Genomic DNA, 21431 nt, shown 5'->3' with positions numbered 1-21431 from the left:
CTAACTGTATCGACGCAGTAGCAGCGAACCATTGGTACCACCAAAACCAAAGGAATTGGACAGCACTGCATCAATTTTCATCGCCTGCGCGTGATGCGGCACTAAGTTTAGGTCACAGCCTTCACTCGGCTGATCAAGATTGATAGTGGCTGGTGCAACTTGATCACGCAACGCTAAGATACTGAAAATCGCTTCAACCGCACCAGCAGCGCCCAACAGATGTCCGGTCATCGACTTGGTTGAACTCACAGCTAACGCCTGTGCATGCTCAGCAAAAACGCTCTTTATCGCATTCACTTCAGCCAAATCCCCAGCCGATGTCGAGGTACCGTGTGCATTGACATACTGTACTTGATCAGGATTCATCCCAGCATCACGCAACGCATTGGTCATACAGCGCGCTGCACCATCACCCTGCTCAGGCGGCGAGGTCATATGATACGCATCAGCACTCATGCCAAAGCCTGCCACTTCAGCATAGATGCTTGCACCACGAGCCTTAGCATGCTCAAGCTCTTCAAGCACCAAAGTACCGGCTCCATCAGATAACACAAAGCCATCGCGATCGACATCCCAAGGACGGCTGGCTGCCTGCGGGTTATCATTGCGCGTGGACAGTGCACGAGACGCAGCAAATCCACCAAGACCCAAACCGCAGGCGGCCATTTCGGCACCGCCGGCCAACATTACATCAGCTTCACCATAGGCAATATTACGCGCGGCCATGCCAATGCAATGCGTGCCTGTTGTGCAAGCTGTGGCAACTGCATAGTTTGGCCCCTGCAAGCCCAGCTGAATCGATAACACACCAGAAATCATATTAATGATTGAGCCCGGCACAAAAAATGGCGATATGCGGCGCGGTCCTTGTTCAAATAAAGTTTTGCTGGTGTTTTCAATATTGGTTAGCCCGCCAATTCCTGATCCCATCACCACACCAATACGCTCACGATTGGCATCAGTGACTTCGAGTCCTGAATCTTGGATGGCTTGCAAACCAGCAGCTAGACCGTATTGAATAAATAAGTCTAAACGGCGTGCATCTTTGAGGGGCATGTACTGTTCGATATCAAAATTTTTGACTGAGCCACCAAAACGGGTCGCAAAAGCGTCCACATTTATATGCTCAATCATATTGATACCACTTTTACCAGCCAGAATACCTGTCCAGCTTTGTGCGACATCTACGCCCAGCGGGGACAGCATACCCATCCCGGTAACTACGACACGTCTACGCGACATGGCGACAACCTCTTGTTAATGCAAAATGTGCTGTACAAAAAAAAGCCGCACACTCATAAAAAGTCGCGCGGCTTTTACTGTTGCAAAGAAACCGTTTACATTACTGCGCGTGGGCGTTGATGTAGTCGATTGCTTCTTGAACAGTGGTGATTTTCTCAGCTTTTTCATCAGGAATTTCAGTCTCAAACTCTTCTTCAAGAGCCATTACCAACTCAACTGTATCCAATGAATCCGCGCCTAAATCATCAACAAAAGATGCGCTGTTAGTCACGTCTTCTGCTTTGGCACCTAATTGCTCAGCAACGATTTTTTTAACGCGTTCTTCAATAGTGCTCATACCGGGTATCACTCCTAAATGGAAAAAACTGGGCAACTCTGGCTGCCGCTTGTGTATAAAAGGGTTTGACGCATTTTAAGCGAACTGCTTGCCCTTTGCGAACCACTTCTTTGATCTATTTGTGCGTTAAAGCACGCACTGCACAAGTAGACCCTATGCTCTAAACTGCAATTATGACTCAAAACGTCAGGCTTCGGTCACATTAACAGTCATTTTAACTCATATACATACCGCCATTCACTGGAATCGTTGTTCCAGTGACATAAGACGCCTGCTCAGACGCAAGAAAACTTACTACATTAGCGATCTCTTGCGCTTGTCCCAAGCGACCTAATGGAATTTGTGTCAGCAAGGCTTCGCGCTGTGCTTCTGGCAGCTCACGGGTCATATCAGTATCAATAAACCCAGGTGCTACTGCATTCACAGTGATCGAGCGCGAGCCCACTTCACGCGCTAAAGCACGACCGAAACCTTCCAAACCTGCTTTTGCTGCTGCGTAGTTTACTTGACCTGCGTTACCCATTGCACCTACCACTGAGCCGATACTAATAATGCGGCCCCAGCGTGCTTTAGTCATACCGCGTAAAACCGCTTTAGACATACGATATAAGCTGTGTAAATTGGTATCAATGACATCGAACCACTCATCGTCTTTCATGCGCAACATCAGGTTGTCGCGTGTGATACCGGCATTATTGACCAGAATCAGTGGTGCACCAAACTCAGTCTGAATGCGCTCTAACGTGGCAGCAACAGACTCAGCACTGCAAACATCAAGCACCATACCTGCGCCTTGAATGCCGTTATCTTGCAACGCTTGACTGATACTTTGCGCACCTTTCTCAGAGGTTGCCGTGCCAATAACAGTGGCACCTTGAGCACCTAACTGCAGGGCAATGGCTTGACCAATACCGCGGCTGGCGCCGGTGACCAAAGCCACTTTACCTTGTAAGCTCATGTTCATCTCCATATCAAAGCTGCGCAGCCAAGGCTGCTGCAAACGCTTCTGGGGTCTCTAAATTATAGGTATTAACGCCTTTAATACAGCGCTTATTGAGGCCTGACAAGACTTTACCTGGGCCGCATTCCACCACATCAGTTACGCCCTGCGCCGCAAGGCACACCATCGACTCCACCCAACGCACTGGGCTGTAAAGTTGCGCCAAAAGATTTTTTTCTAAAAGAGTCAAATCAGTAACCACTTCAGCACTGACATTTTGCACTAAAGCAATTTTAGGTTGCTGCCACTTGATCGCGGCTAACGACTCGGCAAACTGCTCAGCGGCAGGTTGCATTAAGGCGCAATGCGAGGGCACACTCACCGGTAACGCCATCGCGCGCTTAGCGCCACGTGCTTTACAAGCGCTGATCGCGCGCTCAACAGCTGCTGCTGCACCTGCCACAACCACTTGGCCTGGTGCGTTAAAATTGACTGCACTGACCACTTCACCTTGCGCAGCTTCTGCACAAGCAGCCTGCACATCGGCATCATCTAGACCTAAAATAGCAGCCATACCGCCAGTGCCTGCTGGCACAGCTTCTTGCATCAACTGGCCACGACGCTCAACTAAACGCACAGCATCCGCTAAAGACACACTGTCTGCAGCCACTAAAGCTGAATACTCACCCAAACTATGCCCCGCCACATAAGCAGGCTGCGCCGTTGATTTTGCTACCCATAAACGCCATAGAGCAATTGAGGCCGTTAAAATTGCGGGCTGGGTCTTATCGGTTTGATTTAACACCTCAGCCGGCCCTTGCTGAGCCAAAGCCCAAAGGTCATAACCTAAAGCAGCAGATGCTTCAGCAAAAGTATCAATAACAACGGGTTCGGCAGCACCAATATCAGCTAACATACCAACAGCTTGAGAACCTTGACCGGGGAATACAAACGCAAGTGAAGCCTTCATAAAAATAATTACCTGTCATTCAACAAAGGAAGTTTGCCACGCTTAGGACGTCAATAACAAACCGACTATTGGATGATAAGCCTTAGCCATCCGTCACATTACAATTGCACGGTGCAATCTTTAGACATTAGTTAGGCCTTGTAAGTGCGCTTGTAAGCGTTGAGCAAGATGCCCCTGCGCAGCGGCATAAGCTACGCTGATGGCAGACTGAAATGCTTGCTGTGAGGCATTACCATGACTTTTTACCACAATACCGTCTACACCCAACAAGCAGGCTCCATTATAACGCTCAGGGGCTAATTCTGACCGCAGTACTTTTAACAAAGGCGCTGCTAACCAAGCCAGCAACCAAGCACGCAGTCCACGTCCTAAGCGCTGCTTAATACGCGCTGCGATCATTTTTGCCAAGCCTTCACTGGACTTGAGCAAGACATTACCGACAAAGCCATCACAAACCACAACATCGGCATCACCACGAAAGACACCATCGCCTTCCACGTAACCAATGTAATTAATATGCGTCATTGTTTGTAGCTCGGCCGCAGCCAGCTTGACCTGCTGACTACCTTTAATGGCTTCACTGCCTACATTGAGCAGTGCCACACGCGGCCGTTCAACACCTTGAATCTGTACCGCAGCGGAACCCATCAAGGCAAACTGCACTAACTGCTGGGCACTGACATCAACATTAGCGCCTAAATCCAGCAAGTGTGTTTCACCGGTCAGAGTGGGCAGCGCCGTCATAATTGCCGGTCGCTCAATGCTTTCTAAGGGATTAAGAACGTGCTTAGCCAAAGCCATTAAAGCACCGGTATTGCCGGCACTGACACAGGCTTGCACTTTTTTATCACGCACCAATTGCAAAGCAATACGCATCGATGAATCAGGCTTATGGCGCAAGGCATGCGCAGGCAAGTCAGTCATAGAGATGCTTTCACTGGCGTGCAGTACCGTCAGCCGTGAGCGATCCACTTGAGGGCATTGAGCCAGAACAGACTCAATGCTGTCAGAGTCCCCTACTAATACTAATTGCAGTAATGGGTGCTCTAATAAACTTTTCACACAGGCAGAAACAACAAGACGGGGACCAAAGTCCCCGCCCATTGCATCAACTGCTATCACTGAACCTGTCAAGGTTTACTCAGCAGAATCCTTCGCGATCACTTGGCGTCCACGGTACACACCTTCTGGTGATACGTGGTGACGCAAACGCAAATCACCGGTGCTTTTTTCTACCGTCAAAGTACTTGCGGTAAGTGCATCGTGTGAACGGCGCATGTCACGCGCAGAACGGGATTTTTTGCTCTTCTGAACAGCCATAATCATTAACTCCTAAACGTTTGGGTCACGCTTTAACTGCGCCAATACACTGAACGGGTTGGACCTTTTAACCGCGTTCTTGCTCAACTCGGACTCGATGAGTCCAGCCGGTTGCTGGCATTCTTCAGGTGGGTGCATGGGGACAATGGGTAAAGCGAGCAAAAGCTCATCTTCAATCAATGCCAATAAATCTAAAGGCTCTTCACCTACTTCAAGTACGTCATACCCTTGTGGGAAGTGCATTTCATCTGTGCCGGGTGTCACTATGGCATACAGATACTCACCGCTCACAGGAATAACCGCTTCATCCAAGCAACGCTGGCAGATCATCCTAACATCCGACTCAAGCTTAAATTGCACTACTGCTACTTTTTGCTCGTCGCGGCTAAACGCAAACTCTGTACGAACAAAGCCGTCAGTGCTTGTTAGCAGTTCGCCTACCCTAGAAAACTCCGACAGTTGCAGCTCTCCAGCTAAGGAAATACTACGATCTGCAAGCTTTCGCGGATCAACGTGATGAGGAATCGGTCCATTTATCATAGGCGCGGTATTCTATGGATAGACTCGGCTACTGTCAAAGGATATCGTTCTTTAGCTGATTGATTGATTGCCTGACCTGAAGAAAACAGAGAACATTGGCTATCTGAGCACTGCAAAGCAAATATTGTTTCTACGCTGATGTATTATATGCCAAACTCAATCTGTTGAAATTATTGTATAAGGTCCTATGTCCACTCTGCTTCTTAGTCTCTTGGCTGCAATTTTTTACGGCTCAACATGCATATATTTAACACGCTGCTTGCTGCGACGCGCACCCGTTAATAAAGTGCTGGTCTCAAGCCTGACTACACTTGGCTTTATTGCGCACGGTATACACCTATTTATGCTGCTGCTGCCGGAGCAAGGCTTGTTGCTTAGCCTCTTTAATGCATCCAGCCTAATTGCTTTTTCAATTATTGGCTTAGTGCTGCTGTGCTTAACGCGCATGTCAGTGCATATTTTGCTGCTACCGTTGCTCAGTCTGGGCGCAATAACAGTACTGTGCGCGCAATTTTTACCGCATGGCAACCTACAGCCGATTAATGAAGCGCCAGGGATTCTGGCACATATTATATTTTCTATCCTTGCTTACGGCATGATCACTATTGCAGTATTTCAGTCAATGATTTTACTGATCCAAGATCAACAACTGCGTAAACGTCCAGTTTCTACTCTGATTAAGAACTTCCCGCCCTTACAAAGCATGGAAAGCCTGCTATTTAGTCTTTTATGGGCGGGCTGGCTACTGTTGTCATTATCATTGATCAGTGGCTGGTTGTTTCTGGACAACCTATTCGCGCAACATCTAGTTCACAAGACCTTGCTGTCATGCGTTGCCTGGCTGGTTTTCGGCATCCTGCTATGGGGCCGCCATCAACTTGGCTGGCGCGGACATAAAGCCATTCGCTGGACTATCGCAGGCTTTTTCTTACTGATGCTGGCCTATTTTGGTAGTAAATTAGTCCGTGAATTTATTTTAGTCATTTGAGGCCCTTTGCTTGTGGACGATATACAAATCAGCTATCTATTAGGTTTGCTGGTATTTTTGATTCTGTGTTCTGCGTTTTTCTCCAGCTCGGAAACTGGTCTACTAAGCCTCAACCGCTACCGCCTACGGCACATGAGCCGGGAAGGTAACCGTAGCGCACAGCGAGCACAGCGCCTTCTGAGCACGCCTGACCGCTTGCTGGGCACTATTTTAGTGGGCAACAACGTCGTCAACATCCTAGCGGCCTCAATCGCCACTGTTATAGCCGTGGATATATGGGGTGACACTGGGGTTGTTATTGCCACCACCGGCCTGACCATTGTGATTCTTATTTTTGGTGAAATCACTCCAAAAACATTAGCGGCGTTACGCCCTGAATTGATTGCCTTCCCCGCCAGCCGCATCATTTTACTGTTAATGGCCCCTTTGCGTCCTATTGTTTGGCTGACCGGCGCCATCAGCAATGGCTTGCTGCGCCTGCTGGGGGTTGATACACGTCATCACTCGTCAGACAGTTTATCGACAGAAGAATTACGCAGCGTGGTTCGCGAAGCAGGACAAGAGCTACCCGGAAATCGTCAAGATATGCTGCTAGGCATCCTTGACCTAGAAAATGTCACGGTCAATGACATTATGATTCCGCGCAACGAAGTGTTCGGTATCGATCTCAACAGCAATCTTGATCAAATCATTTGGCAGCTGCGCACCACAACGCATACGCGCTTACCGCTGTACCGTGAGAACATCAACCAAATTATCGGCGTGATTCATATGCGCCAGATTGCGCGCCTACTAACCCTCAATAAACTGACCCATGACGACCTGCAAGAAGCCTGCAGCGATCCATACTTTGTTCCAGAAAGCACGCCACTCTCAACTCAGTTACTTAATTTCCAAAAGCACAAACGCCGCATTGGTATTGTTGTCGACGAGTACGGTGACGTTGAGGGCATTGTTACCCTAGAAGATATTTTGGAAGAAATTGTTGGTGAGTTTAGCGACCAACATCGCGCCAACCCTGAGCTGCGCCAGCTCAGTGATGGCAGCTATACCATTGACGGCGCAGCCTACATTCGCGATATCAACAAAGCATTAGAGTGGGAACTGCCCAGCGATGGCCCAAAAACCTTGAACGGTTTGATTACCGAGATTCTGGAGTTTATCCCTGAAGGCGCAGTGTGCATTCAGATTGGGCCATATTATCTAGAAACACTAGAGATTAAAGACAACCGAGTCAGTCGTGCGCGTTTATGGGGCAGCGACTAACCAACGACTGCTGGCAAACCAGCGCGTTACAACTCGACACTGATGTTCTTGATCACCTGCAGCGCTTTCTTACGCGCTGCGGTCACCGTTGCTGCTTGCGCCAAGGCAACGCCCATACGTCGCTCACCTTCAACTACCGGCTTGCCAAATAAACGTAGCGCAGTATCTGGCTCTTGCAGCGCTTGCGCTAAACCAGAAAATGCCGTTTGCGTGGAATAACCATTCACCAACAGTACTGCCGAAGCGGTCGGCCCCATTTGTCGAATCGCTGGAATTGGCACCCCTAAAATAGCCCGCGCATGCAAAGCAAACTCGGATAAGTCTTGCGACATCAGGGTCACCAAGCCGGTGTCATGCGGGCGCGGTGATACCTCGCTAAACCACACCTGATCACCCTTCACAAACAGCTCAACACCAAACACCCCGCGACCACCTAAAGAGTCAGTAATGCTTTGCGCAATACGTTGCGCCTCAGCCAGCGCTGCCGCAGTCATCACCTGTGGCTGCCACGACTCGACATAATCACCCCGCTCTTGCAGGTGACCAATCGGCTGGCAAAAGTGCGTGCCACCAACATGGCGCACGGTCAACAAGGTGATTTCATAGTCAAAATCAATAAAACCTTCAACGATCACGCGCCCCGCGCCGGTGCGCCCACCTTCTTGCGCAATCCGCCACGACTCATCTAAGTCCGCAGGACTGCGCAACACACTCTGCCCCTTACCTGAGGAGCTCATCAGTGGCTTGGCCACACAGGGGTAACCCACCTGCTCGACGCCCGCACAATACTCTTCGTAACTATCAGCAAAACAATACGGCGAAGTTGGCAGCCCCAGCTCTTCAGCAGCTAAACGGCGAATGCCTTCACGGTCCATGGTCAACTGTGCCGCCCGCGCAGTAGGAATCACGGTAAAACCTTCATCTTCCAAAGCAACTAGGGTTGCCGTAGCAATCGCCTCAATCTCTGGAACAATATAATGCGGCTGCTCTTGCTCAATCACCGCACGCAAAGCGCCATCATCGAGCATATTGATCACATGACTGCGGTGCGCAACCTGCATTGCGGGCGCATTGGCATAGCGATCCACTGCAATCACCTCAACACCAAAGCGCTGTAACTCAATGGCAACTTCTTTACCCAGTTCGCCTGAGCCACACAGCAAAACGCGCACAGCGCTGGTCGATAAAGGGGTTCCTATACGGGGCATTGCAATTCCTCATTGATTAACTCAGCAAACCTTGTTCACGTGCTCGAGCGTTGGCTTTTTGCAGCACTTCGCGGCGCTGCTCGTTGGTCATTTTACCCCAAGCAGTAATTTCACTGGCGGTGCGCTGACAGCCCATACATATGTCGTTGATATCTAACGCGCAGACACTTACGCAAGGTGATTTTATTGGTTTCTCGTGCTGCTTAGGGGGTATCGTTGTCGTCATTGTCCACCTGTAAGTCTTTAGCGTAACGCTGGGCATTATGCACATAATGTGCAGCATTGGCCTCTAGCATGGTTTTTTGCTGCTCGGTTAATTCGCGGATGACCTTACCGGGCGAACCGACCACTAAACTGCCATCAGGAATGTCTTTGCCTTCAGGAATCAACGCATTGGCGCCGATGATGCAATGTTTACCAATGGTTGCGCCATTAAGAATAACCGCACCAATCCCAATCAAACTGTGATCACCCACGCTGCAACCATGCAGCATGGCGTTATGGCCGACAGTGACACCTTTACCTAAGGTCAGCGGCCAACCCATATCTGTGTGCATCACAGTGCCATCTTGTACGTTACTGTTCTCGCCGATATGGATCAGTTCGTTATCACCACGCAGTACAGCACCAAACCAAACACTGGCACCTGCATCTAAACGAACCTTACCAATCACCACAGCAGTGGGTGCAATCCAGCTGTCAGGATGGGCATCAACTCGACTATCAGCTAAACGATATTTCATAGGTGATTCCTTTTTAATTATTTTTACAGTTCTTTCTTAGTCAATTGCGGTGGCTCAGTCAGAATAATCTGCGTGTCGTAAACCAAATTAACCAACTCAACCAACATCACAGCTGTCAGGCCCCATATTTTATAACCGCCGAACTGATAACTGGGCACATACCAAGTTCGCCCTAAGTAATCAATGCGATGGGTGATTTCACGAGGGTCGTTGGCAAAAAAATCCAATGGCACGGAGAATACAGAGTCGATTTCAGCTTCGTTAGCGCGGTACTCAACATAGTCTGGAACAAAGCCCACGTAAGGGGTCACTTTAATTCCATGGCGCGAGACCACTTCACTTAATGGACCCACCACTTGCACGAGACCTGGCGCCAAGCCCACTTCTTCTTGTGCTTCTCGAAGCGCAGTGCGTATTAAGTCGCAGTCTTCAGGGTCGCGCCGTCCGCCAGGAAACGCTACTTCACCGGCATGCGTAGATAAACCCTGTGCGCGCAAGGTTAATATCAACTCAGGGTTTTCCGTGCGGGTTATCGGCATCAACACCGCAGCCTCACGCGCATGAGCCGGCAATGCTAAGGCACCTGGAGAATAGTTTTGTATACGCTGTAAAACATTATCTAGCATAGGCACACTTTATACCTCTTTATGTCGTCATCATGCCAGAAGCCTGCTGCATGCCCAAGTGACTTAAACGTTGCTAGGCCGAAAGTATGTTATGCAATATTTGGCAACATATCGCCAGCGCTCGATTAAATCATTAGAATAGCCGCCACTTGGATCCAGCTTGTACAAGCTGCAGTGATAGCTCTCTTTCGGAAACCTGTTTATGCGTGTTTTTTTTGTTGCTTTATTATGCGCTTTACCTTTTTTCACCTATGCCAACACTGATAACAACAGCACGCCTTTAATCGATAAAGTTTTAGTGGTTAAATCTGAACGCACGTTACATTTAATGCGCCGAGGTGAAGTTGTTAAGTCGTATCGCGTATCGCTCGGTAAGAAAAGTGGGCCGAAAGAACATGAAGGCGATCAGCGTACGCCAGAAGGTTTGTATTGGATTAACTGGCGCAAGACCAGCGATAACTTTAACTTATCAATGCATATTTCTTACCCAAACGCTAAGGATTTGAAACGCTCAGAGGAACTGGGCTTACCGCCTGGCAGTATGATTATGTTGCACGGTACACCTGACGATGAAGAGTACCCTGAGTGGTTTTTTAGCACCCTAGATTGGACTGAGGGCTGTATTGCTTTGACCAATAATGATATGCAGGAAGTCTGGTCAACGGTTAAAGATGGCACTCTGATTGAGATTCGTCCTTAAAAATTGATTTTGTTGCTGCTAACGAGATCAAAAGCGCTCAATATTATGAGCATACCGTACTGTGCAAGTGCCGTTCTTCCCTTAACACGCCATCCTGGCGTGATGCGGGCGCTACGCCATCCCTGGCTACGCTTGCCACAACACCCGCACAGTACTCGTTGATCATTGCTGTGGTTCTCGATTTTGTAGCATGACTCTTTTGAGGCAAGAGCATTGAGCATGATCTGTACATATTGCAGCGTGCAAGTGTTGTTCTTCCCTTAACACGCCATCCTTGGCTTCGCTCGCCACAACACCCGCACACTGCTATTGATCATCGGTGTTGTTTTCAAGTGCGTAGCATGGCTCTTTTAAAGCAGGAGCATTGATCAGCGCTAGGGTTTGCTCGTTTTCTAAAAACTCAAGCCAGCAAGAACAAATCCAAACCTTAGAACTCAGAACCAGAACAAAAATCGCACGCCAAACTGATCGTATAAATACAAATCTTCCAGAAACAGACGAGCCTTATATCACTCTTAATAACAACACCGCTGATCAACGAGTGCTTCGGGGTTGGTGTGACAAGCGAAGCCATGGATGGCGTAGCGCCGGAGTTGAACCCAGGATGGGTTCATCGACGGAAAAACACCTACCCCGAAGTACGGTATGCCACGTACAGGCTGTTAAAAACTAACGAACAAACACCTCTGAATGCGCTATACCACACAATGACCAGCACACCTCAAATAAAAACTTTAAAGGACAATTTGCGCATGTTGCAGCGTGCAAGTGTTGTTCTTCCCTTAACACGCCATCCTGGCGTGATGCGGGCGCTACGCCATCCCTGGCTACGCTTGCCACAACACCCGCACACTGCTATTGATCATCGGTGTTGTTTTCAAGTGCGTAGCATGTCTCTTTTAAAGCAGGAGCATTGATCTGCACTAAGATTTGCTCATCTTATAAAAACTTAAGCCAGCATAGCCAAGTGCAAACCTTAGAGCTCAGAGCCAGAGTCAAAACCAGAGTCAAAACCAGAGTCAAAACCAGAACAAGAACCAGAATCAGAACCAGAAAAAAATGCCCACCAAACTTAACGTGTAAATACAAATCTTCCAGAAACAGACGAGCCTTACATCAATCTTAATAACAACACCGCTGATCAACGAGTGCTTCGGGGTTGGTGTGACAAGCGAAGCCATGGATGGCGTAGCGCCGGAGTTGAACCCCGGACGGGTTCATCGACGGAAAAACACCCACCCCGGAGCACGGCATGCCACGCACGAGCTGTTAAAATCTGACGAATACACACCAACCCTGAAGTACGCTATGCCACGCACAAGCTTTTAAAACTAACGGACAAACATAAACCCAGATAGCACAACGCCGCTGACATGCAGCGGCGTTGTTGGGACTAACAAACTAACTTAATCAACCCATACTCGCGCATTACGGAACATACGCAACCATGCGCCATCATCTTGCCACTCATCAGGATGCCAAGAGTTTTGTACTGCACGGAATAAACGCTCAGGGTGTGGCATCATAATCGTCACGCGACCATCACGGTTGGTTAAGCCGGTAATACCCTTGGCCGAACCGTTCGGATTCGCTGGGTAGCGTTCTGTGACTTTGCCGTAGTTATCCACATAGCGCAGACTGACACAGCCTGAGATATCAGACTCAAGCAACGCTTCAGGACTGCTGTACTCAGCACGCCCCTCACCATGAGCAACCGCTACAGGCATGCGTGAACCGGCCATGCCCTGCAAGAAGATCGAAGCAGACTCTTGCACTTCTACCATTGCCACCCGCGCATCAAACTGCTCGGACTGGTTACGCACAAAACGCGGCCAGAACTCAGAGCCTGGAATCAGCTCATTAAGATTAGACAGCATCTGACAACCATTGCACACGCCTAGGGTGAAGCTGTCATCACGGTTAAAGAACTGCGCAAAGGCATCTCGTGCACGGTTGTGGAACAGAATGGATTTAGCCCAGCCTTCGCCCGCACCCAAGACATCACCGTAAGAGAAACCACCACAGGCCACGAGACCTTTAAAGGTTTCTAGATCAATCCGCCCTTCCAACACATCACTCATATGCACATCAACCGCAGCGAAACCTGCGCGGTCAAAGGCAGCAGCCATTTCCACGTGACCATTAACGCCCTGCTCGCGCAGTACAGCAACACGCGGACGCAAGCCTTTTTTGATGTAGGGCGCACTGATATCTAAATCAATATCGTACGTCAGCTTCGCAGACAGACCTGGATCGTCTTGATCAAGCAATGTTTCAAACTCTTGATCAGCGCAGTCTGCGTTATCGCGCAGGCGTTGTACTTGATAGCTGGTTTCCGTCCACATGCGCTGCAACAAACGGCGCTCACCGCTAAACACGTTTTGACCAGCCAAGCTGACTTTCACCGTTCCACCGGCCAACGGACGACCAATCACACTGACGCACTCAGCCAAACCTGCCTGCGCAAATGCGTCAACCACAGCCTCAAGATCACTGTTAAGCACCTGCACCACTGCACCCAACTCTTCGTTGAGTAAGGCTGCATTGACTTGCTCAGCAGCAATATTCAAAGCATCAAGATTGATATCTAAACCACAACGCCCAGCAAAGGCCATTTCCAAAACAGTGGTAAGTAAACCACCATCAGAGCGGTCGTGATACGCCAATAAACGCTGCTGCGCATTCAGGCTTTGAATTGTCGCAAAGAAGGCTTTTAAGTCTTCAGGGCTGTCGACATCGGGCGTTTGCTGACCGACTTGACTGTACACCTGAGCAAAAATAGAGACGCCCAAACGGTTTTGACCACGGCCTAAATCAATCAACACTAACGCGCTGTCACCTTTATCAAGGCGCAGTTGCGGAGTGAGCGTTTGACGAATATCTGGCACTGGAGCAAAACCGGTAATCACCAGCGACAGCGGTGAAATCACTGACTTATCAGCGCCCTCGTCCTGCCAGTTGGTTTTCATCGACATTGAGTCCTTGCCCACGGGAATGGTAATTCCCAGCGCAGGACACAGCTCCATACCTACCGCTTGCACGGTGTCATACAAACGTGCATCTTCACCTGGGTGACCGGTTGCGGCCATCCAGTTTGCCGATAAGCGAATATCAGAAATTTTATTAATGCGTGCAGCCGCAAGGTTGGTTACTGCCTCTCCCACTGCCATGCGGCCCGAGGCTGGCGCGTCCAAGACCGCTAACGGCGTGCGCTCACCCATCGCCATCGCTTCGCCGACATAGGCGTCAAAGCTACTCGCAGTGACTGCGCAATCCGCCACGGGCACTTGCCATGGACCGACAAACTGATCACGCGCCACTAAACCTGTGACGCTGCGATCACCGATGGTGATTAAGAAACTTTTGCTGCCTACCGCAGGGTGGCGCAAAATGCGCTCAACGGCCTCTTTGAGGCTGTACTGCGCATCGGCAAAGTTGTCCGTCATCTCTTCTTCACGGGTGACACTGCGGTGCATGCGCGGTGGCTTGCCCAGCAATACATCCAGCGGCATATCCACAGGTGTGTTATCAAAGTGACTGTCAGCAACAATCAGATGACGCTCTTCAGTGGCTTCCCCAACAACCGCAAAAGGGCAACGCTCACGCTCACAAATAGCAGCAAAACGCTCAAGATTTTCTGGCTTAACCGCCATCACATAGCGCTCTTGCGACTCATTGCACCAAATTTCCAATGGGCTCATGCCCGGCTCGTCATTGGGAATATTACGCAAGTTAAAGATACCGCCACGCCCTGCATCATTCACCAGTTCAGGGAAGGCATTGGATAAACCGCCAGCACCGACGTCATGGATAAAGCTAATCGGATTATCGTCGCCTAACTGCCAGCAACGGTCGATCACTTCTTGGCAACGGCGCTCCATTTCTGGGTTTTCGCGCTGCACCGAAGCAAAGTCTAAATCAGCTGATGAGGCGCCAGTGGCCATAGATGAAGCTGCACCACCGCCCAAACCAATCAACATGGCTGGACCGCCAAGCACAATCAACTTACTGCCAACCGCAATATCGTCTTTTTGTACATGTTCAGCACGGATATTACCCAAACCACCGGCCAGCATAATCGGCTTGTGGTAGCCGCGCACTTCTTCACCGCGCGGGGTGTCAATCGCCTGCTCAAAAGTACGGAAGTAACCAGTAATTGCTGGGCGGCCAAATTCATTATTAAACGCCGCACCACCCAATGGGCCTTCAATCATGATGTCCAGTGCATCAACAATGCGCTCTGGCTTACCGTAGGGCACTTCCCAAGGCTGAATGTAGCCTGGAATATTGAGGTTAGACACAGTGAAACCCGTTAAGCCTGCTTTTGGCTTGGAACCTCGACCGGTCGCACCCTCATCACGAATCTCACCACCAGAACCAGTAGAAGCGCCTGGGAAAGGAGCAATCGCGGTCGGGTGGTTGTGGGTTTCAACTTTCATCAAGATATGAATGGGTTCTTGATGCGCAGCATACTCGCCGCTGACAGGGTCGGGAAAGAAACGTCCTGCAGTAAAGCCTTCAATCACTGAAGCGTTATCTTTATAAGCTGACAACACGCCTTCACTGTTCATCGCAAAGGTGTTCTTGATCATCGCAAACAAGGACTTTTCTTGCGCCTGGCCATCAACATCCCAGCTGGCGTTAAAAATTTTATGCCGGCAATGCTCAGAGTTAGCCTGAGCAAACATCATCAATTCAATGTCATGCGGATTGCGACCTAACTTTTTAAAGCTGTTATCGAGGTATTCGATTTCATCTTCAGCCAGTGCCAAACCAAGCTCAATATTGGCTTTTTCTAGGCTCTCGATACCACCCTGCAAAACATCAATTACCGCTAACGGACGCGGCTGTGCATGACTGAATAACGCTGATGCCTCTTCCATTGTGCCCAACACCAACTGGGTCATGCGATCGTGCAACGCAGCAGCAATTAACTGCGCATCAGCATCACTGTAATCACCGGTGATGTAATAGGCCATGCCGCGCTCAATGCGCTGTACTTTTTCAAGTCCACAGTTTTTGGCAATATCCGTTGCTTTACTGGACCATGGTGAGATTGTGCCAAAACGCGGCACCACTAAAAACAGGCGTCCGCTAGGCTCTTGGCTAGGCACACTTGGGCCATACTTGAGCAAACGACTAAGGACTTGGCCTTCTTCACTGCTTAATGCAGCTGAAACCTCAATGAAATGAGCAAACTCAGCGTACAAACCGCTGACAGAGGGGACTTTTTGGCATAACTGTTCAAAAAGTTTCTCGTGGCGAAAAGCAGAAAGGGCAGGAGCGCCGCGCAAGATCAGCATCGTCGTGACAGCCTCAAAAAATTGTATGAAATGGGCGCATATTCTAGTGCCCATAGCAATAAATAACCATCCAAATCTATCATTTGCCCATTTATCAGACGCACCAAGGTATATCTATTCACAACTCAACAGACAGCCCAGTGCTTTTCTTTGCTGCAACAAGCGGCATTTGCGTATAATGCGCGCATGTATTCACTGACCCTTAATCCGCTTCGCTGCCTACTTTTCTGCTGTGCAGCCAGCTTGCTCGCTATGCTCAACGGTTGCGGTAAACCACCCTCAACCCTTGAACGCATTCAAGAGCAAGGCGTTTTGCATGTCATCACCCGCAATAGTCCCTCAACCTATTTCCAAGACCGCAACGGTGATACCGGGTTTGAATATGAGCTGGTTAAGCGCTTCGCTGATCAGCTCGGCGTTGAGCTGAAAATTGAAGTCGCAGACAATATTGATCAACTGTTTAGCCGTTTAGGCTCTGCAGAGGGCCCTGTATTGGCCGCAGCAGCGTTAATCTCAAGTCCCGAGCGCTTAACCCACACTCGCTTCTCCGACCCCTATCTCGAAGTCGCCTCACAAGTTATTTACAATCGTAATAACAAACGCCCCAAGCAGCCCAAGCACTTAGTCGGCAAAAGCCTATTGGTGCTTAAAGGCAGCATTCATGCAAGCGATCTTAACGCGCTAAAGAAAGACCTCCCAGCGCTGAGTTACGACGTATCAGATCAAGTCGAAAGTGTTGATTTATTGCGCATGGTTGATGAGAAGCAGATTGACCTGACGCTGGTTAATTCCAACCAGGTCGCGATGAACCAAGTTTACTTCCCTAATATCCGCGTTGCTTTCACCTTACAAGACAGCCACCAACAGCGCTGGGCCATTGCTGCGGGCGATGACGTCAGTTTGCTTAATGAAATCAATCGCTTTTTAGCCAATGCAAAAAAATCAGGTCTTCTACAAAACCTCGCGGAGCGCTATTACGGTCATGTTGACACCCTTGGCTATGTTGGCGCTTACGCCTTTGCCAGACACCTACAGCAGCGCCTACCCAGCTATGAAGCAAGCTTTCGCGATGCCGCAAAAAAGTACGCCGTAGATTGGCGTTTACTGGCAGCTATGGGCTATCAAGAATCACACTGGCTGCCCACTGCCACCTCGAAAACAGGCGTGCGTGGTTTAATGATGCTAACTCAACGCACAGCGAAGGCCATGGGCGTCACTAACCGCTTGGACCCGAAACAAAGCATCCAAGGCGGTGCGCGTTACATTGCCAAACTGATAGAACAACTGCCCGACAGCATTTATGAAGCTGATCGTCTCTGGTTTGCCCTCGCCTCCTACAACGTCGGCATGGGGCACCTTGAGGATGCGCGCAAGTTGACCGCTGCTGAAGGGCTCGATCCAAATAAATGGCTGGATGTAAAAACAATTCTGCCGCGCTTAGCGCAAAAACAGTGGTACAGCAAAACCCGCTACGGCTATGCGCGCGGCGGTGAGCCTGTGCACTTCGTCAATAATATTCGTCGCTATTACGATATTTTAACCTGGGTCACTCAGCCGCAAATCGAAGGCACCAGCATTGCCAGCGGCACAACCCATACACCAGGCTTTGCACCCAATAACGGCACGCTAGACGCAGTTGATCCGGCCATTACAACGCAGTAGTTTTAGCCTCGCGGCGTGCTTTAAAAAAAGCTTTGAGCATCTGCGCGGATTCCTGCGCTAACACGCCACTGCTTATTTCAACACGATGATTTAAGAACGACTGAGAAAAGAAGCAACCTTGGCTTGCTGCTGCACCAGCACGCGGCTCATTGGCGGCAAACACCACGCGAGCAATGCGCGCATGCACAATTAACCCCGCACACATATGGCACGGCTCCAAAGTGACATACAGCGTGGTATCAGGCAGGCGATAGTTTTGCAGATGCGCGGCAGCATCCCGTATCGCTTGCACCTCAGCATGCGCACTGGGGTCATTCAAACTGATTGGGCTGTTAAAGCCGCGACCAATAATGTCGCCATCCTGCACCAGCACAGCCCCCACTGGCACTTCACCTAAGGCCGCGCCCTGCTCCGCCAGTTGCAATGCTTCGCGCATAAAGCGCTCATCCTGCGCTTTTATACTTTCTTGCTCTTGCATACGATTTATTCACTAATTAAAAAATACAGCGGATATTCTAGGCGGCCGGCGTGGGAAATACACTTTCCAGATGATTTTAATGAGTCGTTTTTTACTCGCTTGCGCAACCCATAACAAGGCAGCCTTTGCTATGGGTGAGTACTGAGCGCACCGGATGCTATGCGCTGTGCGGCTGGCCGCAAGCTGATAAAAAGCTGTCCAATTGCCAAAGGTGCAAAGCTTACACCCGCAGCCAACAGCAACCCAGCACGACCTGGATCAGGCAGTTTCAGGATGCTAGATAGGCCAGGCAGCCAAAGTGCCGCAGCGATCAGGCCAAGACAGAGTGCGATGGACCCCCAAACCCAAGGGTTGCGCGTCACCTCGTTGACAAAAAAAGGCCCGCTCGGCACCCGTACATTAAACACATTCCACAGCTGCGCCAGCGCCAGCGTCAGGAAGGCAACAGTGACAGCGGGGCCGGCATCAAGCAGCAACCAATGCAGCGCCAGCCAGAATGCGCTAAGTGTCGCTAGGGTGATCGCGCCGCCCAGCACGGCGATGCTAATCCAGCGACTGCGATCGATGATCGGCTCGCTCGGGTTACGTGGGGGCTGGCGCATGACGGTTTCATCACCAGCACCAAGCCCCAAAGCAAAAGCGGGAAAAACATCAGTAACAAGGTTTAGAAACAGGATTTGTAATGGCAGTAAAGGCATTGGCAGACCCACCGCGACAGCTAGGCCAACGACCAGCACTTCGCTGACATTGCACGACATCAAATAAATAACAAACTTGCGGATATTGTCGAATATCACCCGCCCTTGGCGCATGGCAGCGATGATAGTGCCAAAGGAATCGTCCTGCAGCACCATATGCGCGGCCTCGCGTGCAACCTCGGTGCCGCGTTGCCCCATGGCGATACCGATATCGGCCTTTTTCAGTGCTGGTGCGTCGTTCACGCCATCGCCGGTCATGGCTACAATGTGGCCGCTATTTTGATAAAGTGCCGCCAAGTTTAGCTTGGTTGCTGGGGCGACACGGGCAAATACATCAGCGCTAAGAATACGTTCTCGCAGCGCCGTGTCGATCGTTTCAGGGTTGAAACCGGTCAGCTCATCGCCCTCGATGACCATCAGCTCGCCGCCATCTACTCCCAAGCCAGCTTGGCTAGCGATGGCAGCAGCAGTGTCAGCATGATCGCCGGTCATCATCACCACGCGCACACCTGCGGCACGCGCAGCGGCAATGGCTGCGGCGACATCCTCACGTAATGGATCACGCAGGCAGACCATGCCGACCAACGTCAGGCCTGCATAAGGAGCCGTATCGTCGCGATCCGTCTGTTTCATAGCCATGGCTAACAAGCGCAGCCCTTCACTGGCTGCTGCTCCGCTGCTCTCCAGCCAATCGACACGCTCGGCTGCAGTCATCTGCTGAATTCCATTAGGGCCAAGCACCTGGGTGCAAACGTCAAGCACCGCCTCTGGAGCACCCTTGATCGCATAAAAGAAGCCTCCACCGTCACGGTGCACGCTTGCCATCATCTTAGTGCCTTGATCAAAGGCGTGCTCGGCAACTTCTTCGCTCTCGCTCAGCAGCCGTGCACGCCCTTGCCCAGCCTGCTCTGCAACGCGTAGCAGCGCCAGCTCCATCGGGTCACCTGCAGCAGGTTCATCGCCCTGCTCCATCGTTGCACCGTTGCACAGCGCACCGATTCGCAACAAGGCAGCAAGGCGCACGTCCTGCTCAGGTGCGAACATCTGTCCGTCGCTTTCGAACGCTAGGGTTTCGCCCTGCCTGCACACATCCACCTTGCTACCGCAGACAAGATAGCGCGCAACCGTCATGCGGTTTTCGGTTAGCGTGCCGGTTTTATCGGTAAGAATCACCGTGGTCGCACCCAAGGTTTCCACCGATGACAGATTGGAAATGATCGCATTGCGCGCGGCCATACGCCACATGCCACGCGCGAGGCTTAGCGTGGCGACCACCGGCAAACCTTCAGGCACCGCGGCAACGGCCAACGCCACACCGATCTGCACCATTGCTGTGATCTCGTTGCCGCGCAGAATACCCGCGCCGATAACCAGAACCGCCAGCACCAGCGTTAACCATGCCAGCCGATGCCCCAGCACATCCAGACGCTTTTCCAGTGGCGAGACTGAGGAGTCGGCAGTCTGCACCAAATGGCTGATATGGCCAAGCTCAGTATCCATTCCGGTAGTGGTAACAATACCAATCCCCGCCCCTTGACTGATCGCCGTGCCTTTGAAGACCATGCAAGCACGGTCACCAATCGCCGCATCCGCTGATACTGGGTCGGTCTGCTTGACCACTGGCACAGATTCCCCAGTCAGCACGGATTCATCACACTGCAGGTTCGACGCCTCAATAAGGCGCACATCAGCTGTGACCATATCCCCAGCATCGAGCAGGACAACATCACCCGGCACCAGATTCTGCGCATTAATACGCACGGCCTTGCCACCACGCTGAACCCGAGCCGTGACCGTGGCGATGTCCAGCAGTGCCTCCATCGAACGTGCCGCACGCAGCTCGGTAAAAAAACCAATTGCGGCATTGATCGCCAGAACCACAACAATCGCAACGCCTTCGACAATGTCATGAAAGTAAAAGGACAACGCAGCGGCAAACGCCAACAGCCAAACAATCACACCTTTAAACTGATGCAGCAGAATCAGCAAGACGCTCTGCTTGGCGTGGGCGCGCAACTGGTTGGAACCATAACGCTGCCGCCGCTCGACGACCTCGTTTTCATCCAAGCCATAGTCTGGGTCTACCGCCAGTTCCTGTGCCACAGTTTCGATACTCTGGGCAAATGCGGCAATCTGTGTCTCATCTTTCATGAGGTCTTATCCCCCTCAAGCACTTCACGCAATACTTTGACGAGTTATAACTGAATGTGCTGTTTGAGTCGTTGATCTCAGTAGCGTATTGGATGGATGCACACTGACCAGTCAACAAGGACAGCTGCAAGAAATACGCCGCCGTCACTGCAAGATTAATCTTATCGCTCGGTAACGTCGATGCATGGCAACTGATCCATTTGCGACAAACAAAAACGGCGAACCGCATCTCTGTGGTTCGCCGCTGATTCTCTTAGCC

19 protein-coding genes are annotated in these 21431 nt (G+C 50.6%); 5 read left to right on the top strand and 14 right to left on the bottom strand.

Going from position 1 to position 21431, the window contains the following annotated elements:
* The 7 genes from fabF to FXF61_RS02455 form a co-directional block, all read right to left on the bottom strand.
* Positions 1 to 1242: a beta-ketoacyl-ACP synthase II gene (gene fabF, locus FXF61_RS02485; RefSeq protein WP_151183788.1), complete on the bottom strand. Its 1242-nt coding sequence runs from the start codon at positions 1240 to 1242 to the stop codon at positions 1 to 3.
* A 100-nt stretch (positions 1243 to 1342) separates the two neighbouring features.
* Entirely contained in the window at positions 1343 to 1579 is a 237-nt protein-coding gene (gene acpP / locus FXF61_RS02480) for an acyl carrier protein (protein ID WP_151183787.1), read from the bottom strand.
* Between the two features lie 214 nt (positions 1580 to 1793).
* Complete coding sequence (gene fabG, locus FXF61_RS02475) at positions 1794 to 2537, bottom strand: 3-oxoacyl-ACP reductase FabG (protein WP_151183786.1); 744 nt, start codon at positions 2535 to 2537, stop codon at positions 1794 to 1796.
* Between the two features lie 13 nt (positions 2538 to 2550).
* Complete coding sequence (fabD, locus tag FXF61_RS02470) at positions 2551 to 3489, bottom strand: ACP S-malonyltransferase (RefSeq protein WP_151183785.1); 939 nt, start codon at positions 3487 to 3489, stop codon at positions 2551 to 2553.
* Between the two features lie 120 nt (positions 3490 to 3609).
* Entirely contained in the window at positions 3610 to 4623 is a 1014-nt protein-coding gene (gene plsX / locus FXF61_RS02465; RefSeq protein WP_151183784.1) for a phosphate acyltransferase PlsX, read from the bottom strand.
* A 3-nt stretch (positions 4624 to 4626) separates the two neighbouring features.
* Positions 4627 to 4809 carry a 50S ribosomal protein L32 gene (rpmF, locus tag FXF61_RS02460; protein WP_151183783.1) on the bottom strand — a complete coding sequence of 61 codons (183 nt, stop codon included), beginning with the start codon at positions 4807 to 4809 and terminating at the stop codon, positions 4627 to 4629.
* 12 nt (positions 4810 to 4821) lie between these two features.
* Positions 4822 to 5349, bottom strand: coding sequence for a YceD family protein (locus FXF61_RS02455; RefSeq protein WP_151183782.1), 528 nt, complete (start codon positions 5347 to 5349; stop codon positions 4822 to 4824).
* 187 nt (positions 5350 to 5536) lie between these two features.
* Here FXF61_RS02455 and FXF61_RS02450 point away from each other — a divergent pair, with 187 nt between their 5' ends.
* Together FXF61_RS02450 and FXF61_RS02445 are read left to right on the top strand one after the other, a co-directional pair.
* On the top strand, positions 5537 to 6337 hold the full coding sequence (locus FXF61_RS02450; protein WP_151183781.1) for an inner membrane protein YpjD: 801 nt from the start codon (positions 5537 to 5539) through the stop codon (positions 6335 to 6337).
* A 12-nt stretch (positions 6338 to 6349) separates the two neighbouring features.
* The gene (locus FXF61_RS02445) at positions 6350 to 7603 is read left to right on the top strand and encodes an HlyC/CorC family transporter (protein ID WP_151183780.1); all 1254 of its coding nucleotides are present in this window, start codon (positions 6350 to 6352) and stop codon (positions 7601 to 7603) included.
* Positions 7604 to 7629: 26 nt separating this feature from the next.
* Here the strand turns inward: FXF61_RS02445 and purT are convergent, their stop codons facing one another.
* From purT to FXF61_RS02425, 4 genes are read right to left on the bottom strand one after another with little or no spacing between them, the layout of a single operon-like run.
* Positions 7630 to 8811 carry a formate-dependent phosphoribosylglycinamide formyltransferase gene (purT, locus tag FXF61_RS02440; RefSeq protein ID WP_151183779.1) on the bottom strand — a complete coding sequence of 394 codons (1182 nt, stop codon included), beginning with the start codon at positions 8809 to 8811 and terminating at the stop codon, positions 7630 to 7632.
* A gap of 16 nt (positions 8812 to 8827) precedes the next feature.
* Positions 8828 to 9037, bottom strand: coding sequence for a DUF1289 domain-containing protein (locus FXF61_RS02435; RefSeq protein ID WP_151183778.1), 210 nt, complete (start codon positions 9035 to 9037; stop codon positions 8828 to 8830).
* Positions 9015 to 9554 (bottom strand): gamma carbonic anhydrase family protein, encoded by a 540-nt coding sequence (locus FXF61_RS02430; protein ID WP_151183777.1) that lies wholly within the window; start codon positions 9552 to 9554, stop codon positions 9015 to 9017. The genes FXF61_RS02435 and FXF61_RS02430 overlap by 23 nt, the downstream gene beginning before the upstream one ends.
* A 23-nt stretch (positions 9555 to 9577) precedes the next feature.
* Positions 9578 to 10180, bottom strand: a complete 603-nt coding sequence (locus tag FXF61_RS02425) for a CoA pyrophosphatase (RefSeq protein WP_151183776.1) — start codon at positions 10178 to 10180, stop codon at positions 9578 to 9580.
* Positions 10181 to 10382: 202 nt separating this feature from the next.
* On the opposite strand from FXF61_RS02425, the gene FXF61_RS02420 reads away from it, so the two are divergent.
* Together FXF61_RS02420 and FXF61_RS14845 are read left to right on the top strand one after the other, a co-directional pair.
* Positions 10383 to 10880, top strand: a complete 498-nt coding sequence (locus FXF61_RS02420; protein ID WP_151183775.1) for a murein L,D-transpeptidase family protein — start codon at positions 10383 to 10385, stop codon at positions 10878 to 10880.
* A gap of 752 nt (positions 10881 to 11632) precedes the next feature.
* Positions 11633 to 11797: a hypothetical protein gene (locus tag FXF61_RS14845; protein WP_178087241.1), complete on the top strand. Its 165-nt coding sequence runs from the start codon at positions 11633 to 11635 to the stop codon at positions 11795 to 11797.
* A 489-nt stretch (positions 11798 to 12286) separates the two neighbouring features.
* On the opposite strand, the gene purL is transcribed toward FXF61_RS14845, so the two are convergent.
* On the bottom strand, positions 12287 to 16183 hold the full coding sequence (purL, locus tag FXF61_RS02415) for a phosphoribosylformylglycinamidine synthase (RefSeq protein ID WP_151183774.1): 3897 nt from the start codon (positions 16181 to 16183) through the stop codon (positions 12287 to 12289).
* 186 nt (positions 16184 to 16369) lie between these two features.
* Between purL and mltF the strand changes: the two genes are divergently transcribed.
* On the top strand, positions 16370 to 17845 hold the full coding sequence (gene mltF / locus FXF61_RS02410; RefSeq protein WP_151183773.1) for a membrane-bound lytic murein transglycosylase MltF: 1476 nt from the start codon (positions 16370 to 16372) through the stop codon (positions 17843 to 17845).
* Here the strand turns inward: mltF and tadA are convergent.
* Both tadA and FXF61_RS02400 read right to left on the bottom strand, forming a co-directional pair.
* The gene (gene tadA / locus FXF61_RS02405) at positions 17832 to 18323 is read right to left on the bottom strand and encodes a tRNA adenosine(34) deaminase TadA (protein ID WP_151183772.1); all 492 of its coding nucleotides are present in this window, start codon (positions 18321 to 18323) and stop codon (positions 17832 to 17834) included. The genes mltF and tadA overlap by 14 nt on opposite strands.
* 128 nt (positions 18324 to 18451) lie before the next feature.
* Entirely contained in the window at positions 18452 to 21172 is a 2721-nt protein-coding gene (locus FXF61_RS02400) for a cation-transporting P-type ATPase (protein WP_151183771.1), read from the bottom strand.
* Positions 21173 to 21431 lie beyond the last annotated feature (259 nt).

This window comes from Pseudomonas sp. C27(2019) (assembly GCF_008807395.1).
In the GTDB taxonomy this organism is placed as follows: domain Bacteria; phylum Pseudomonadota; class Gammaproteobacteria; order Pseudomonadales; family Pseudomonadaceae; genus Denitrificimonas.
The sequence above is the reverse complement of the archived record's forward strand: the minus strand, read 5'-3'. Positions and strand labels throughout refer to the sequence as shown.

Coding starts and splice junctions, on each gene's coding strand:
- fabF (WP_151183788.1), bottom strand. CDS start 1,242: ATGTCGCGTAGACGTGTCGTAGTTACCGGGATGGGTATGCTGTCCCCG.
- acpP (WP_151183787.1), bottom strand. CDS start 1,579: ATGAGCACTATTGAAGAACGCGTTAAAAAAATCGTTGCTGAGCAATTA.
- fabG (WP_151183786.1), bottom strand. CDS start 2,537: ATGAGCTTACAAGGTAAAGTGGCTTTGGTCACCGGCGCCAGCCGCGGT.
- fabD (WP_151183785.1), bottom strand. CDS start 3,489: ATGAAGGCTTCACTTGCGTTTGTATTCCCCGGTCAAGGTTCTCAAGCT.
- rpmF (WP_151183783.1), bottom strand. CDS start 4,809: ATGGCTGTTCAGAAGAGCAAAAAATCCCGTTCTGCGCGTGACATGCGC.
- FXF61_RS02455 (WP_151183782.1), bottom strand. CDS start 5,349: ATGATAAATGGACCGATTCCTCATCACGTTGATCCGCGAAAGCTTGCA.
- FXF61_RS02450 (WP_151183781.1), top strand. CDS start 5,537: ATGTCCACTCTGCTTCTTAGTCTCTTGGCTGCAATTTTTTACGGCTCA.
- purT (WP_151183779.1), bottom strand. CDS start 8,811: ATGCCCCGTATAGGAACCCCTTTATCGACCAGCGCTGTGCGCGTTTTG.
- FXF61_RS02435 (WP_151183778.1), bottom strand. CDS start 9,037: ATGACGACAACGATACCCCCTAAGCAGCACGAGAAACCAATAAAATCA.
- FXF61_RS02430 (WP_151183777.1), bottom strand. CDS start 9,554: ATGAAATATCGTTTAGCTGATAGTCGAGTTGATGCCCATCCTGACAGC.
- FXF61_RS02425 (WP_151183776.1), bottom strand. CDS start 10,180: ATGCTAGATAATGTTTTACAGCGTATACAAAACTATTCTCCAGGTGCC.
- FXF61_RS02420 (WP_151183775.1), top strand. CDS start 10,383: ATGCGTGTTTTTTTTGTTGCTTTATTATGCGCTTTACCTTTTTTCACC.
- FXF61_RS14845 (WP_178087241.1), top strand. CDS start 11,633: ATGTTGCAGCGTGCAAGTGTTGTTCTTCCCTTAACACGCCATCCTGGC.
- purL (WP_151183774.1), bottom strand. CDS start 16,183: ATGCTGATCTTGCGCGGCGCTCCTGCCCTTTCTGCTTTTCGCCACGAG.
- mltF (WP_151183773.1), top strand. CDS start 16,370: ATGTATTCACTGACCCTTAATCCGCTTCGCTGCCTACTTTTCTGCTGT.
- tadA (WP_151183772.1), bottom strand. CDS start 18,323: ATGCAAGAGCAAGAAAGTATAAAAGCGCAGGATGAGCGCTTTATGCGC.
- FXF61_RS02400 (WP_151183771.1), bottom strand. CDS start 21,172: ATGAAAGATGAGACACAGATTGCCGCATTTGCCCAGAGTATCGAAACT.